The following is a 14,453-nucleotide window of genomic DNA, read 5'->3' as shown; positions in this document are numbered from 1 at the left end:
ACAGGAACTGTCATCGCAACATCGCCCATTGCAGAGAGTCTGATTACGGCGATATGTTGTGGATTTTGAGACAATTAATGATTTTTAGAAATTAAAAACCATTAAGAAATAAAGGTTCATTAAGTTTATATGCTTAACTTTTCTTAATCTCTTAATGGTTCAAAAAAAATTACTTCTTATTTTGATACAACACAGGATTTAATTCATCGTCGTTGTACATTTTCATTTGTTTGTACACTTTCATGAATTTATCGCCACTTTCAATGTCTTTCAACAATTGATCAATTGAGGAAAACATGTCGCTTTTTTGGTCCAATAGAACATTTAATTTCTCTTGACATTTGGCTCTATGTTCAACGGAAGCTTCTGTTCGATTAGCTTCTTCATTCATGTGATAAATTTTCAAAGCCAAAATCGACAAACGATCAATTGCCCAAGCCGGACTTTCAGTGTTGATTTTTGCGTCAGCTTTTACTGTTACTCCGCTGTATTTTTGAAGAAAATAGCTGTCAATATACTCTACCATATCGGTACGAACTTGATTGGAAGCATCAATTTTTCTTTTTAAAACCAAAGCAGCTACCGGATCAATTTGCGGATCGCGAATAATATCTTCGTAATGCCATTGAACGGTGTCTACCCAATTTTTAGCATACAATAAATGTTCGATTTTATCCTTTGGATACGGATTATTAACAGCTTGATCCACACTGTCATGAATGTGATAATCAGCAATACTTTGCTCAAAAACGGAAAAGGCAATTTGTGAAAACATACGTCTGTATTTTAAAATACAAATATACTTTTTATACCTTTATCAAACTAATTCCAATACAAATCGTTTATGCACATACATATAATCTCGGAGCATGAAAGTCTACTGAATCATTTTTTAGCTGAAATACGAGATGTTAACATCCAAAAAGACCGTATGCGTTTTCGGAGAAATATTGAACGAATTGGAGAAATTATGAGTTATGAAATCAGTAAAAAACTCACGTTTCAATCTGTTGACATACAAACACCGTTGGGAATTAAAAAAACAGCTGCCGTCAAAGACCAAGTGGTTTTGTGTTCCATTTTAAGAGCGGGTTTGACCTTACATCAAGGCTTTTTAAATTATTTTGACACGGCCGAAAACGGATATATTTCTGCCTACAGACATCATCCCAACAATGATGATTTTTTTGAAATTGTTGTGCAATACCAAGCAGCTCCTTCCTTAGAAAATAAAACGGTTATTCTAATAGACCCTATGCTTGCAACGGGTCAATCGATTGTTGCAGTTTTAAATAAACTACTTAGCAAGCAAACACCTAAAGAAATTCATATTGCTGTAGCGATTGCAACTCCTGAAGGAATTAAGTATTTAGAAGATCATCTTTCTCCGAATTATCATTTATGGATTGGAGCATTGGATGATGGTTTAAATGAACACAAGTATATAATTCCCGGTCTTGGAGATGCAGGAGATTTAGCTTTTGGCGAAAAATTATAACTGAAAGAAAAACATCAATAAACCAATGACTAAAAAACTAATCAATATAATTTCTTTTAGTACTTTATCTCTGATAATTTCAATATAACTGGTGGCCATAATAACCATAGGAGCAATAGTAAAAATGAGCAAACTATTGTTTTTATCCGGTGAAACCAAATAAATAAAAACCCCGATAATAAAAGAAGAAATAATTTTATAATACGACGAAAGTAAAATTAGCGGTCGTTTGGTCAACGAAAAAAGTAAAGCAGTCAAAAATAGTAAGGAGTACAGTGCATAAAGAACAAACGACAGGTTTTGAATATTGCTTTTAAAATAATCAAATGTAAAATCAGCTTCAATGCTGTATAAATAAATAAAAAGTGGTTCTTGGTTAAATAAAAGTCCGAAGAAAATTGTAATAACAATCCCCCCAGAAAAGGCAATAAAAGGAATAATCCAATTTCTGTAATCTCTCGAAGCATGCGAAATAATCGAGATAAAAACCAAAAGGATAAAAATTATCGCCCAAAAATGAAACAATGTTGCTACAAAAATCCATAGGGAAGCATCAAATATTTTCTCTTTAAGTGATTGCATTGACTGCATAGAAATCATTCTTCTCATGGCAAGAATGACAAAAAAAGAGGCCATTACTATTTTTAAATCCATGAAAATAATAGGAAAAAATAGGAAAGCAATCAAGTGAAATAAAAGCGTATAACTATTGTTTTTATTCAAATCATTGCGTTTTGCAATAAAGTTGGTTACGAACATTGAAAAAATTAACAGTCCTAAAACAAGAAGGTTTTGAATAACAGTAAGTACTGATAAATCAGCTTTTAAATCTCTAAATTGGTAGATAGCAAAACAAAAAACCAAGGCAATTACAACTATTACAGAATTAAATGGTCTTGATTTGCTAAAAATACTTGTAATCATTCGGATATTTTATACTTTTGCATTTGTAAATATAACACTTTATACCATGAAAGCATTTTTCGAAGGAATTCAAACGCTATTTGTTGATTATTTATTTCTTCCTTTTGACTTTTTCAGAAGCACAGAATTATCAAACTGGTGGGGAGCAAACACGTTGAATTTTATATTCATGATTATTTGTTTCGTGGCACTTGTATATTGGACATTACAATTGAAATTACACCAATCAAATAACGAAGAAAACCAAGATACAACGGCTCATTCTTTCTTAAAATAAAAAGTAGAAGTTTTTTTTCTAGTTCTTTTATAAGTCGAATCCGATATCTTTTCTAAAATACATCTTATCAAAATGTAGTTTTGCTATATTTTGGTAAGATTTTTTTATTGCTTCTTCAAAGGTCTCTCCATAAGAAGTCATCGCAATAACTCTTCCTCCGTTTGACACTGTGGTTCCATTAACTGTTTTAGTTCCTGCATGAAAAGCAATCGAACCTTCAATAGCGTCTAAACCAGTGATTACTTTTCCCTTTTCGTACTCTTCCGGATAGCCTTCTGAAACCACCATAATTGTTGTTGCAGTTCGCGGATCAATTTCAAGCGTAACCTCATTCAATGTTTGATTGGCCACTGCAGTGAATAATTCTACCAAATCCGATTCAATTCTAGGCATCACAACTTCCGTTTCCGGATCACCCATTCGAACATTGTATTCAATAACCATTGGTTCGCCCTTAACATTGATCAGACCGATAAAAACAAAACCTTTGTATTCTATTCCGTCTTTTTGTAAACCATCAATCGTTGGTTTTACAATTCGGGTTTCAATTTTTTCTAACAAAATAGCATCAGCAAAAGGAACCGGAGATACAGCTCCCATACCGCCCGTATTTAACCCTGTATCGCCTTCTCCAATGCGTTTATAATCTTTGGCAGTTGGCAGGACTTTATAATTTTTACCGTCGGTAAGCACAAAACAACTCAATTCAATTCCGTCTAAAAACTCTTCAATTACTACTTTTGAACTGGCTTGACCAAATTTTTGGTTCACCAACATATTTCGTAATTCAGTTTTTGCTTCTAGTAAATCTTGAATAATTAAAACTCCTTTTCCTGCTGCTAAACCGTCGGCTTTTAAAACATATGGTGGACTTAATGTTTCTAAAAAAGCACAACCTTTTTCCACTGTTTCAGCGGTAAAACTATCATAAGCAGCGGTTGGAATATTGTGTTTTATCAAGAATTTTTTTGCAAATTCTTTACTTCCTTCCAATTGTGCACCTACTTTTGACGGACCGATCACAGGAATCTTTTTTAACAATTCATCGTGTTTAAAAAAGTCGTAGATTCCTTTTACCAGCGGATCTTCCGGACCAACAACAACCATCTGTACTTCTTGCTCCAAAACAACTTTTTTTACCGCTTCAAAATCGGTTGGGTCAATAGCAATGTTCTCGGCAATACTTTCAGTACCGGCATTTCCAGGAGCAACTAATAATTTTGAACAACGCTTGCTTTGCAATAATTTCCAAGCCAAAGCATGTTCTCTTCCGCCCGATCCAAGTAGTAAAATTGTCATGATAAAAAAATGTGTGTTTCAAGTGCAAAAATAAGGTGTTTTGGATGGAATGAAAAGGTAAAATTTCAAAAAATTGTAACGTTTACCAAAAGTCGAATTTTGATTTAGTATTTTTGAAGAACTAATCCGTTATTTGTGTTACCACTTTTTGACCTTTCCCTACAATTAAAAGGCTTTCCGATGAAGAAAGCTGGAGAAGTTTTAGATGAAATTTTGTCAATTCCTGAAGAACAATATGAACAATATATAATTAGAAAAAGAAAGGAAATTGTTGATTTCCATTTAAAAAATAACGCTTCCTATCAAGGTTTTATTGGAAATAAATCCATAGAAAATTGGAATGATATTCCTGTACTTACTAAAAAAGAATTTCAAAAACCTTTGGTTGAAAGACTTTCCAAAGGTTATACTACTAAAAATTGTTATGTTAACAAAACTTCGGGTTCGAGTGGCGATCCCTTTATTTTTGCCAAAGACAAGTTTTGTCATGCGTTGACTTGGGCAAATGTCAAACGCCTTTTTGGATGGTATGGCATCGACTTCAACCGTTCCTACCAAGCTCGATTTTACGGAATTCCATTGGATTTTATTGGGAATAAAAAAGAACACCTGAAGGATTTATTAAGTAAACGGTATCGATTCTCCATTTTTGATTTATCGGATGATACTTTAGAAAAAATCTTGCGAAAATTCCAGTTTAAAAAATTTGATTATATCAACGGATATACAAGTTCGATTGTGTTATTTGCTAAATATTTACAGCTTAAAAACATCGTTTTAAAAGACTATTGTCCCTCTTTAAAAGTATGTTTGGTAACATCCGAAATGCTTTTTGATGATGATAAGAAACTTCTGGAAAAACATTTAGGTGTGCCAATTGTCAATGAATACGGGGCTTCTGAATTAGATTTGATTGCTTTTCAAAACATTGGTAATGAATGGCAAGTGAATACTGAAACGCTTTTTGTAGAAATTTTAGATGAAAAAAACCAACCGGTTCCTAATGGACAAGAAGGACGGATTGTGATTACTTCACTTTATAACAAAGCTCATTCTTTTATTCGGTACGACATTGGCGATGTTGGAATTTTGGACAAAAAAAGTACGTTTAAAAAACCCCTTTTAAAAAAATTAATTGGACGAACCAATGACATCGCCCTTTTGCCCAGCGGAAAAAAATCGCCAGGATTGACCTTTTATTATGTAACAAAAAGTATCATTGAAGATGATGGTAATGTCAAAGAATTTGTCATTACTCAATTAAAATTAGATACATTTGAAATTGAATATGTAAGTTCGATTGAATTGACTTCCATTCAGATTAAAAAAATTGAAGAAGCAATTCAAACTTATTTAGAAGAGGGTTTGACATTTATTTTTACGCGAAAAGAAATCTTAAAGCGAAGTAAAAGTGGGAAGTTAAAACAGTTTCAATCGAAACTTTAATTACGATATTTCAAAAAACCTCTAATCATCCAATGTACCATATAGTAAGCCGATTGAGTAACAGTTAAATTTTCAACTTCTCTGTAAAATTGCCATTGGTACTTAATTAAATCAGATTTTTTACGAGAAAGCGAATTTTTACGAATTCTATAAATGGCTTTTGGTTCTTGAATACCATGAGCAAAAGGAATTTTTTTTAAATATTGCAACCACAGGCCCATATCCTGTCTTTTCTGGATAATTGGCATGTATTTCTTCCCTAATACATTTATATCTAAAAAAGCGGTTAAACAACTGATTGAATTGGTTTTCAGTATATCGGTGTACGTCACTTTTTGTGGAACAATAAAATCGGAATAAACAAAATTCAAAGACTCATCTGCTCGTCTGTACGAAGAAAAAACAAACGGAACTTTTGTTTGTTGAATAGTCGTAATGCTATTTTGAATAAAATCAGGAAACCAAAGGTCATCTGCATCCAAAAATGTTAGATACTTTCCTTGTACCAATTCAATTCCAATATTACGTGTAATCGCAGGACCAACATTTTTCGGCTGAATAACTAAATTAATTCGATGTTCTGTTTTTTGAATTTGTTGAATGATGGAAACGGTTTCATCTGTAGAGCCATCATCCACAATAATCATTTCCCAATTTTGATAGGTTTGATTTTGAACCGATTGAATTGTTTCGGCAATATAAGAAGCAGAGTTAAATGTAGGTGTGATAATTGAAACAAGCTTGGCCATGATTAGTAGGCTTTATCTTCTCCTTTAAAAATATTTACCACAGTTTGCACGATTATTTTTATATCCATGGCAAACGACCAGTTTTCTATATAGAAAACATCAAATTTAATTCGGTTAATCATGTCTTCTTCTGTTTCGATTTCTCCACGAAAGCCTCTTACTTGAGCCAAACCAGTAATTCCTGGTTTAACGTAATGACGAACCATGTATTTTTTTATTCGATTGCCGTAGGTTTTATTTTGAGACCAAAGATGGGGTCTGGGACCAACAACCGACATATCTCCAAAAAGTACATTAAAGAACTGCGGCAATTCATCTAGACTGGTTTTTCTCATAAATCGACCAATTCTTGTAACTCTAGGATCGTTTTTAGAAGCTTCCTTTTCTGTCGTTTTATTAATTTGCATGGACCGGAACTTGTAACAATAAAATTCCTCCTCATCCAATCCTGGTCTTCCTTGTTTAAAAAAAACAGGTCCTTTTGATTCCAATTTTATTAAAATTGCCAATATTGGTGCCATCCATGATAAAATGAAAATAATGACAAATAATGAAAATAAAAAATCAAATACTCTTTTAAATGTCTTGGTTACCGGATCATGCAGCATTGTTCGTTGCAGTGATAGCACCGGAAACATTTCATAATAATCGATTCGCAAATTCTTTGAGAATAATTGGTTTGAATCCGGAATAAATTTGATCGATTTATTGTTTTCATCTACAAATTCTACTAAATCTTTCAATTGATCATTGCTAATTTCGTTCAATGAACAATAAATTTCATCGATTTTATTTTCCAATACAAAGGCTTTGATGTCGGACACTTTACCTTTGATATTTTCATTGGCTTGCTTATCAGAAAAATACCCAAAAAAGCGGTAGCCGAAATCATTTCTATTTTCAAAAAGATTTTTCAAATTTTTAGCCTCTTCCGTATATCCAATAATAACGGCATTTCTAAAATTGCTCCCTGTTACAATACGGTACTTTTTAAGGTAATAAAAAAGTAAATACTTTATAAAAACAATTACTAAAAAACTAGAAGTTGTAAAGAATGCAGTGGCTTTTCCGCTAAAAATGGATTCTTTAGCCAGAGGAAAATAGGCAATTAATACAAGGGTAAAAACTGCAAATTGTTTCAGAATTTTTGACAAAATTTCAACGGGTGTCGTAAATCGATACACCTCATAAAATCCAACAAAAAAGGCAATTAAAAACCAAAATAAAATCTGGTAAGATTCAAAAATTACAAAATCTATATTCAGACCTTGATAGAAAAAAAGTGATAAAAAGAAGAGTACCAACAAGTCTACAGAAACACTTATTGGTCTGATGAATTTTGAATACCTTCCTTTTTGAGATGCAACCATTTTAATGAATAAATCCTGAAAAATCTTTGTGTTCCTCTTTTAGCAATTCTGCTGTGGAAAGTGTTTTAAAATAATCATAGGTTATTTTCATTCCTTCCGATCTGATAACTTTTGGTTCCCATCCTAAAATTGTTTTTGCCTTGGTAATATCCGGTTGACGTTGCAAAGGATCATTTATTGGAAGCGGATGATAGACCACTTTTTGAGCGGTTCCGGTTAATTTTATAATTTCGTCAGCAAAATCTTTGATGGTAATTTCGTCCGGATTTCCAATATTAACCGGCATATGATAATCAGACAAAAGTAATCTGTAGATTCCTTCTACTTGATCATCTACATAACAAAAAGACCTCGTTTGCATACCGTCTCCAAAAATTGTCAAATCCTCCCCGCGCAATGCTTGTCCGATAAATGCCGGAATTACTCGGCCATCATTTAATCGCATTCTTGGACCATAGGTGTTGAAAATACGGACAATTCTGGTTTCCAATCCATGAAAGGTGTGATACGCCATTGTAATTGACTCTTGAAAACGCTTCGCTTCATCGTAGACTCCTCTTGGACCAATTGTGTTTACATTTCCATAGTATTCTTCAGTTTGCGGATGAATTAATGGATCTCCGTAAATTTCTGAAGTTGACGCAATCAATATTCTTGCTTTTTTAACTCTCGCTAAACCCAATAAATTATGTGTACCCAAAGATCCCACCTTCAAGGTTTGAATAGGTATTTTCAGATAATCAATTGGACTCGCAGGTGACGCAAAATGGAGAATATAATCTAAATTCCCTGGAACAAATACAAATTTGGTTACATCATGGTGGTAAAACTCAAAATTTTCTAATTTGAATAAGTGCTGAATATTTTTTAAATCTCCAGTAATCAAGTTATCCATACCAATCACATAATATCCTTCTTTGATAAATCGATCGCACAAATGAGAGCCTAAAAAGCCTGCGGCTCCTGTAATTAATATTCTTTTCATAATTTTTTGCTTTCGGGGGCACTTATATTTATTGAGTTGAAAAGACAAAAAAACAAGGCGAAAAACATCACGCCTCTTTGCCTACTCAAAAAACTTTCAGTCAAAAATAAACTTATCATTAGAACTGCAAAAGATATTTGAACAAAATCTTTTGACTGTATAGTTTTTTTACCATTAAAAAATAGAATTATCAGTAAAACCAGTACTCCAAAAACTCCTGTTTCTGCGAAAATTTGAATGTATTGATTATGAAAATTTTTACTTTGATACCCTTCTTCATTCGCATTACCTAGAAACAGATTGTACTGAATTGCCTTTTCTTCTATTTTTTTTTGTGCGGCATTTAATCCAAATCCTTTCCAAAAAATAGATTCCTCTTCAAGAAGTTCACAAAAAACTCGATTCTGTAAAACTCTAAATGCGGTTCCCGGGAAATAATCATTGGGTGTAAATTTTTCATTGGTCCAAGCTTCTTTGATACTAACAACATTCACTCCTTTCATGTCTCTGCTAAAATGAGAAGCGTCAACATTTTCTGATATATTCGATAAAACTTCCTCATTGAATCGCTCTTTTATTTTTCCAAAAAAAATAAAGAAAACTACCAATGCAGCAGCAACAATTGTTGAAACTGCATTTAGGTTCATTGCTTTTCTGAAAACAAAAAAATAATTTGCCATTAACAGGATGAAAAATACAAGAACTATATTTTTTGATGACAACAAAAGCAGAAAGGTAAAAAGCAAAAAACAACTAAAAACTTCTACTTTAGTTTTTGATAATCGATTAAAAAAGTAAAAAAAGGCAAGAGCTACATAAACAGAAACATGAATTGCATTAACAGGTTGAGTAACTAATTCATGGTAAAAAAATACTTCAACAGTTCCTGAAATAATAAATCTTATGGTTGCTTTTATCAAATAGAACAATACATACAGAACCATAGCATAACTGTAATAGCAGACGATTTTTTGAATTTGTTGTTTTGTAAATGGTTTGCTGAACATAAACAATACAGGAACAGCTAGTAATCCAATTACTTTTGGTAATGAATTTATAGATTTTGCTTGGTCAATACTCCAAACAATTGATAGTGCAAACAAAAGAAATAAAGCAATCGGTGGAACTAAACTGAATTGAAATTTGAATGAATTAGATTTGAATTTGACAAGTACAGAAAGAGCAAATAAAATTAAACAAACATTATTAATTCCCAAAGACAAAGGAATCGTAGTAATCAATAAAATAAAAGGGATAAACGAAGAGTTTTCTTTATTTTCTAACTTTAGATTCAGCCAGACATTGTTCAAAAAGTTGAAGATACTCCCCATTTATTTTCTCCCAGTTAAAATTGTTTACAATGGCTTCAAAATTGTTTTGAATGAATTGCAAGTTATCACTTTTTTTGATTGTAAGAAGTAAATTTTTAACGTCATCAGCATTTGAAAAATAGTAGCTGTTTTCTTTTAAAATCCCTTTATTAAAATCATTATTTTGAGCTAAAACTAATGCTTGTGATGCCATTGCCTCTAAAAGAGAAGGATTTGTTCCACCAACGGAATGTCCATGAAAATAAAGTTTAGAATAATAACGAAGATTATTTAGGTGTTCTAAATTGTAAATGGCACCCATGAAACGAATATTAGCATTCGCTTTGTATTTGTTTTTCAACACTTCACCATATTTGGTCTTGTGATTACCTATCACCAAAATCGGTGTTTCATCGTTACTTTTAACCACACCATCCAAAACCATTTCAAAATTATTTTCAGGTTCGAAACGGGCCATAATCATGTTAAAATTATCTTTTTCAACTTGATACTCGTTCAAAATTGACTCGTTTGGACTGTTAAAAGGATGAGCTCCGTAAGCAATATAGGTAGATTCTTTCTTATATCTTTTTTTCAAAAAGCTTTGAATGCCAATAGAATCGGAAACCAAATGATCGCTACTTATTGCTGCTAAACGTTCGGCAAAGCGAAGAAACTGTTGAACCGGTCTGCTATATTTAGAACGTTTCCATTCAATTCCGTCCATATTTGTAATAGTAATCGCTTTTTTGGGAAGCATAAAAAACCAAATTGAATTACTAGTGTAACCCAATTGCAGAATAATATCAAAATCTCTTTTGCGAGAATCTGAAATACAATTGTAATCGTAGATAAATTGCCCAAAAGTTCCGTATTTATACTCCGGATCGTTTTGGTGAATAATATGTACACCTTTGAAATTTTTTTCCTGAAATTTATGATTGTGAGAGTTATAGCAATAAACTTCGTGTCCTTTTTCAGCTAAATACACCGAAAAAAATTCGGCAAACTGTTCGAAACCTCCGTAGTAATTGGGGATGCCGCGTGTTCCGAGTATTGCTATTTTCATTCGTTTTTTAGGTTGGTCTGCTGGCAAAAATAAGGTTTTACATGAAACTAACAGAATGTAATACAATAAAATTAATCGAAAAAAATGAATTATTGCATCGCCAATTCATAAGCTTTCAATGTTTCAATAGCCGTTTGTTCCCAAGTATACTTCTCAAGAATTTTTTCTTTTAATTTAGGATTTACCGGAGAATTATAAGCTTCATCAATTGCAATTTTGATTGATTCTACATCATCGGGTTCACAATAAAAAGCATAATCTTCAAAATAATCATAGGTATCACCTTTGGTGGTTACTACAATATTTTTGCCCATTGCAGCTGCTTCCAATGATGATAATCCGGGCGTTTCCATCCAACTCACCAAAGCATGAACTTTACAAACTTGATATAATTTGTTTAATTCTTCGTGAGAAATTGCACCTAAAAAAGTAACATTATCCCCTGCTTCTTCATGTACTTGCTTGACGTACTCCTTTTGATTTTGCGATTCTTTTCCAACCAAAACAAGTTGGTAATTAGTATTTTTTACTGCTCGAACTAAATTTAGAGTTGATTTTCTGCCTTCAATTCTGGCTGCACACAAAATACAATCATTATATTTTAAAAAAGGATTCACTTGATTGTCATCTGATTCCTTAAAAACAGATTTATCTATGGCATTGGGAATACTAACGTATTTTGGGTTTTTAAGTTTGAATTCCCTTGCCACACGCTTCATTTCAGAATCTGAATTGGGAAGAAAAACACTTGTGTTGTCCACAATTTCTTTCATTAGTCCGTAATAACCTTTGTACAGCATTTTTATAACACCTTTGTGCATTCTTTTTTCTTTATAATGCTTTACTAGTGTTTTAATATATACAATTTGATAAGGAGATAAAAAATTGGCCACTTTTTGAAAAAGTCCTCCTCTTGCTTTTCGTTCAAATTCGGTATATAATCCGTAAATAGTAGAGAGTACTACTTTTTTGTTTTGCCTTTGTGCATTTTTTAACTGGAGATAAATATCTTGCGGTTCCATTAAATTGAATAAATGAACCAAATCGTAACCTTCTAAATTAGGTTCAAAATCTAAAGATATATCGACTTGTATGCCTTTTTTTTCTAGAAATTCTTTTGTTTTAAGCATTTGAACCATATCGCCACCGGGTGCTTCAAATAAATTGGTTCGGGTTTGAAATAAAACTCTCATCGTATACTATTCTATCTTGCAAATATAGTTTTAATTAGTAGTTTTACATTTCTTTAAAATCTTTTTACTTTGTCCATGAAAAAAGTTCTTTTTGTATTTGGAACGCGTCCGGAAGCTATTAAAATGGCTCCATTAATTGCCAGCTTTTCCAATGATTCTAACTTTGACGTAAAAGTAGCAGTTACGGCTCAACACCGTCAAATGCTGGATCAAGTAATTGGCTTTTTTGACATTAAAGTAGATTATGATTTGAATATTATGAAGCACAACCAAACGCTTCATCAATTGACTTCTGATTTAATTGCACGAATTACCACCGATATTCTTTTAACAGACGCTTTTGATTATGTATTTGTTCAAGGAGACACAACTACTGTTTTAGCAGCTTCTTTAGCTGCTTTTTATCAAAAAATTGAAGTGGTTCACATTGAAGCCGGACTCAGAAGTCACGATATGCACTCACCGTTTCCTGAGGAAATGAATCGGGTATTGACCTCAAAATTAGCCTCTTATCATTTTTGCCCAACGGCGGTTTCAAAAGAAAATCTCAATAATGAAAATATTACCAAAAATGTTTATGTGGTTGGAAATACAGTAATTGATGCACTTTTAATGGGTTTAGAAAAAATAAAAAAAACCAATGAATCCACATTTTTAAATCAGTTTAAATCCATTGATTTTTCAAAAAAAATTGTTCTCGTGACTTGTCACAGAAGAGAAAACTTTGGCAAACCTTTTGAAGAAATTTGTGAAGCAATACTGGAAATTGCTCATTCGCAAAGCGAAAATGTAGAAATAGTTTATCCGGTTCATTTGAATCCGAACATTAAAGAAATAGCTCATCAAAAATTAATTGCTCCCAACATCAAATTAATTACACCTTTGGATTATCAAGAATTGATTTGGATGATGGACAAAAGTTATTTGATTTTAACTGATTCCGGCGGCATTCAAGAAGAAGCTCCGAGTTTAGGCAAGCCTGTTTTAGTGTTACGTGAAGTAACTGAACGCACAGAAGGTGTGGATGCAGGCACAGCCATTTTAGTAGGTTCTGACAAGTTTAAAATTGTGTCAGTAGCTCTAAAATTGTTAGAAAATCAATCCTATTATTCAAGTATTGCCTCTTCTTCTAATCCTTATGGTGATGGAACCACTTGCGAACAGATTAAAGAGATTTTGAAGTATTCGCAATCCAATTAACTTTAGTTAATCGTTCCGAATAAGCTAAAAGTAATCCAATCAAAATTGCTTTGGTATCGGCTTTGAAATAAAAACCCATAAAAACCCAATAGGAAATAAATAGAAAAATAGCAGTTCCGGTTAATAAGTAATTTATTCGCTGTTCAATTGGGTTCTTGGCTTTACGGAATCTGAAAAGTAAAATAATTGTTACAAATAAAATCAAAACCCCAACTACTCCAGATTTTAAATAAACCGTCATGAATCCATTATGTAATACAGAAATATGACGTAATTCTGAATCGCCCAACCATACTTTTGTATTCAAGTCGATGGTTGATCCTAAACCTTTTCCAAATAAAACCGCATAATCACCCGCACTCCTCATTTGACGTAACGTATGTATGTTTTCAACAGAGCGATAATTATCGTTAAAATCAACGTAATCCTCTTTGTTTACTTTGGTTTTAAATGGCTCGGTTGGAGCAATTTTTACTTTATATAAAAAAGCCTCAATTCCTTTAGCATTTCTTTTGGGATTGTAATACAGAATAGCCGAATAAAAAACCAATCCGGCTAAAACTAATGAAATAAGACCAATTAACTTCTTTCTACTGGGTACAAAAAACCCTTTAATGGCAAAAAACAGAATGACAAACTGAATAAAATTAGTACGGGAAAGATAGAGGAAAGAGGAAAAGACTAAAAGTGCTAAAAATAAGTAAAACTGTTTTTGAGAAAGGGTCACTCCTAATTCTCTCGCAAACAAAACCATTATAATTACATACACTTCATAATCACTGAAAAAACCTGCATAGGATCGAATCTGATGAATATTGCTAAAACCTTTAAAAACAAATCCGTAACCCACAATTATTATGTGAATGATTGCGAGTAGAACACCTACTTTTATGGCTGTATCAAAAGGATTTTTTATATGGTTTTTACACAATTGATAACCTACAAGTAAACCTATAATAGGTTTGAGTAAATAGGTAATATCTCTTATGAATGCAAAATTTTCAAAAGCATAATAGAAACTACTGAAAAAAGCTATAGTCAAAATCAATGTAAAACAGAGCAATTGTTTTACTACAGAAAACGAGTATTTTGTTTGAATAGTGATCAATACAGTAAATGACCAAATTAAAAAA

14 protein-coding genes are annotated in these 14,453 nt (G+C 32.3%); 4 read left to right on the top strand and 10 right to left on the bottom strand.

The annotated features are described in order from the left end of the window. Positions 1-169 precede the first annotated feature (169 nt). Complete coding sequence (locus tag ACIQ2S_RS05705; RefSeq protein ID WP_396173772.1) at positions 170-775, bottom strand: DUF4254 domain-containing protein; 606 nt, start codon at positions 773-775, stop codon at positions 170-172. Between the two features lie 69 nt (positions 776-844). Between ACIQ2S_RS05705 and upp the strand changes: the two genes are divergently transcribed. Continuing rightward, a complete protein-coding gene (gene upp, locus ACIQ2S_RS05700; RefSeq protein ID WP_396173769.1) occupies positions 845-1,498 on the top strand; it encodes a uracil phosphoribosyltransferase in 654 nt (217 codons plus the stop codon). Here upp and ACIQ2S_RS05695 read toward each other — a convergent pair. Further along, on the bottom strand, positions 1,493-2,422 hold the full coding sequence (locus ACIQ2S_RS05695) for a DUF6427 family protein (RefSeq protein ID WP_396173767.1): 930 nt from the start codon (positions 2,420-2,422) through the stop codon (positions 1,493-1,495). The genes upp and ACIQ2S_RS05695 overlap by 6 nt on opposite strands. Positions 2,423-2,468: 46 nt before the next feature. Here ACIQ2S_RS05695 and ACIQ2S_RS05690 point away from each other — a divergent pair, with 46 nt between their 5' ends. Further along, positions 2,469-2,699, top strand: a complete 231-nt coding sequence (locus tag ACIQ2S_RS05690; RefSeq protein ID WP_396173765.1) for a uracil phosphoribosyltransferase — start codon at positions 2,469-2,471, stop codon at positions 2,697-2,699. A gap of 27 nt (positions 2,700-2,726) precedes the next feature. Here the strand turns inward: ACIQ2S_RS05690 and purD are convergent, their stop codons facing one another. Next, the gene (gene purD / locus ACIQ2S_RS05685; protein WP_396173762.1) at positions 2,727-3,998 is read right to left on the bottom strand and encodes a phosphoribosylamine--glycine ligase; all 1,272 of its coding nucleotides are present in this window, start codon (positions 3,996-3,998) and stop codon (positions 2,727-2,729) included. 135 nt (positions 3,999-4,133) lie between these two features. Between purD and ACIQ2S_RS05680 the strand changes: the two genes are divergently transcribed. After that, positions 4,134-5,444, top strand: a complete 1,311-nt coding sequence (locus tag ACIQ2S_RS05680; protein WP_396173759.1) for a phenylacetate--CoA ligase family protein — start codon at positions 4,134-4,136, stop codon at positions 5,442-5,444. On the opposite strand, the gene ACIQ2S_RS05675 is transcribed toward ACIQ2S_RS05680, so the two are convergent. From ACIQ2S_RS05675 to ACIQ2S_RS05650, 6 genes are all read right to left on the bottom strand, one after another. Further along, entirely contained in the window at positions 5,441-6,193 is a 753-nt protein-coding gene (locus ACIQ2S_RS05675) for a glycosyltransferase family 2 protein (protein WP_396173757.1), read from the bottom strand. The genes ACIQ2S_RS05680 and ACIQ2S_RS05675 overlap by 4 nt on opposite strands. Before the next feature lie 2 nt (positions 6,194-6,195). Further along, a complete protein-coding gene (locus ACIQ2S_RS05670) occupies positions 6,196-7,563 on the bottom strand; it encodes an undecaprenyl-phosphate glucose phosphotransferase (protein ID WP_396173755.1) in 1,368 nt (455 codons plus the stop codon). Position 7,564: 1 nt separating this feature from the next. Next, positions 7,565-8,548 (bottom strand): UDP-glucuronic acid decarboxylase family protein, encoded by a 984-nt coding sequence (locus tag ACIQ2S_RS05665; RefSeq protein ID WP_396173753.1) that lies wholly within the window; start codon positions 8,546-8,548, stop codon positions 7,565-7,567. Then, a complete protein-coding gene (locus ACIQ2S_RS05660) occupies positions 8,545-9,879 on the bottom strand; it encodes an O-antigen ligase family protein (RefSeq protein ID WP_396173751.1) in 1,335 nt (444 codons plus the stop codon). Before ACIQ2S_RS05660 ends, ACIQ2S_RS05665 begins: the two co-directional genes overlap by 4 nt. Then, positions 9,821-10,927, bottom strand: coding sequence for a DUF1972 domain-containing protein (locus ACIQ2S_RS05655; protein ID WP_396173749.1), 1,107 nt, complete (start codon positions 10,925-10,927; stop codon positions 9,821-9,823). Before ACIQ2S_RS05655 ends, ACIQ2S_RS05660 begins: the two co-directional genes overlap by 59 nt. Positions 10,928-11,016: 89 nt before the next feature. Then, positions 11,017-12,120, bottom strand: coding sequence for a glycosyltransferase family 4 protein (locus ACIQ2S_RS05650; protein ID WP_396173746.1), 1,104 nt, complete (start codon positions 12,118-12,120; stop codon positions 11,017-11,019). Positions 12,121-12,195: 75 nt separating this feature from the next. Between ACIQ2S_RS05650 and wecB the strand changes: the two genes are divergently transcribed. Continuing rightward, on the top strand, positions 12,196-13,320 hold the full coding sequence (gene wecB / locus ACIQ2S_RS05645; RefSeq protein WP_396173744.1) for a non-hydrolyzing UDP-N-acetylglucosamine 2-epimerase: 1,125 nt from the start codon (positions 12,196-12,198) through the stop codon (positions 13,318-13,320). On the opposite strand, the gene ACIQ2S_RS05640 is transcribed toward wecB, so the two are convergent. Continuing rightward, a partial coding sequence (locus ACIQ2S_RS05640) for a hypothetical protein (protein WP_396173742.1) occupies positions 13,286-14,453 on the bottom strand: 1,168 nt, incomplete at its 5' end. The genes wecB and ACIQ2S_RS05640 overlap by 35 nt on opposite strands.

It is taken from the genome of Flavobacterium sp., from assembly GCF_044371705.1.
Lineage (GTDB): Bacteria > Bacteroidota > Bacteroidia > Flavobacteriales > Flavobacteriaceae > Flavobacterium.
The sequence above is the reverse complement of the archived record's forward strand: the minus strand, read 5'-3'. Positions and strand labels throughout refer to the sequence as shown.

Excerpts from the sequence above, each read along its gene's own strand:
- ACIQ2S_RS05705 (WP_396173772.1), bottom strand. The coding sequence starts at position 775 with ATGTTTTCACAAATTGCCTTTTCCGTTTTTGAGCAAAGTATTGCTGAT.
- upp (WP_396173769.1), top strand. The coding sequence starts at position 845 with ATGCACATACATATAATCTCGGAGCATGAAAGTCTACTGAATCATTTT.
- ACIQ2S_RS05695 (WP_396173767.1), bottom strand. The coding sequence starts at position 2,422 with ATGATTACAAGTATTTTTAGCAAATCAAGACCATTTAATTCTGTAATA.
- ACIQ2S_RS05690 (WP_396173765.1), top strand. The coding sequence starts at position 2,469 with ATGAAAGCATTTTTCGAAGGAATTCAAACGCTATTTGTTGATTATTTA.
- purD (WP_396173762.1), bottom strand. The coding sequence starts at position 3,998 with ATGACAATTTTACTACTTGGATCGGGCGGAAGAGAACATGCTTTGGCT.
- ACIQ2S_RS05675 (WP_396173757.1), bottom strand. The coding sequence starts at position 6,193 with ATGGCCAAGCTTGTTTCAATTATCACACCTACATTTAACTCTGCTTCT.
- ACIQ2S_RS05670 (WP_396173755.1), bottom strand. The coding sequence starts at position 7,563 with ATGGTTGCATCTCAAAAAGGAAGGTATTCAAAATTCATCAGACCAATA.
- ACIQ2S_RS05665 (WP_396173753.1), bottom strand. The coding sequence starts at position 8,548 with ATGAAAAGAATATTAATTACAGGAGCCGCAGGCTTTTTAGGCTCTCAT.
- ACIQ2S_RS05660 (WP_396173751.1), bottom strand. The coding sequence starts at position 9,879 with ATGGGGAGTATCTTCAACTTTTTGAACAATGTCTGGCTGAATCTAAAG.
- ACIQ2S_RS05655 (WP_396173749.1), bottom strand. The coding sequence starts at position 10,927 with ATGAAAATAGCAATACTCGGAACACGCGGCATCCCCAATTACTACGGA.
- ACIQ2S_RS05650 (WP_396173746.1), bottom strand. The coding sequence starts at position 12,120 with ATGAGAGTTTTATTTCAAACCCGAACCAATTTATTTGAAGCACCCGGT.
- wecB (WP_396173744.1), top strand. The coding sequence starts at position 12,196 with ATGAAAAAAGTTCTTTTTGTATTTGGAACGCGTCCGGAAGCTATTAAA.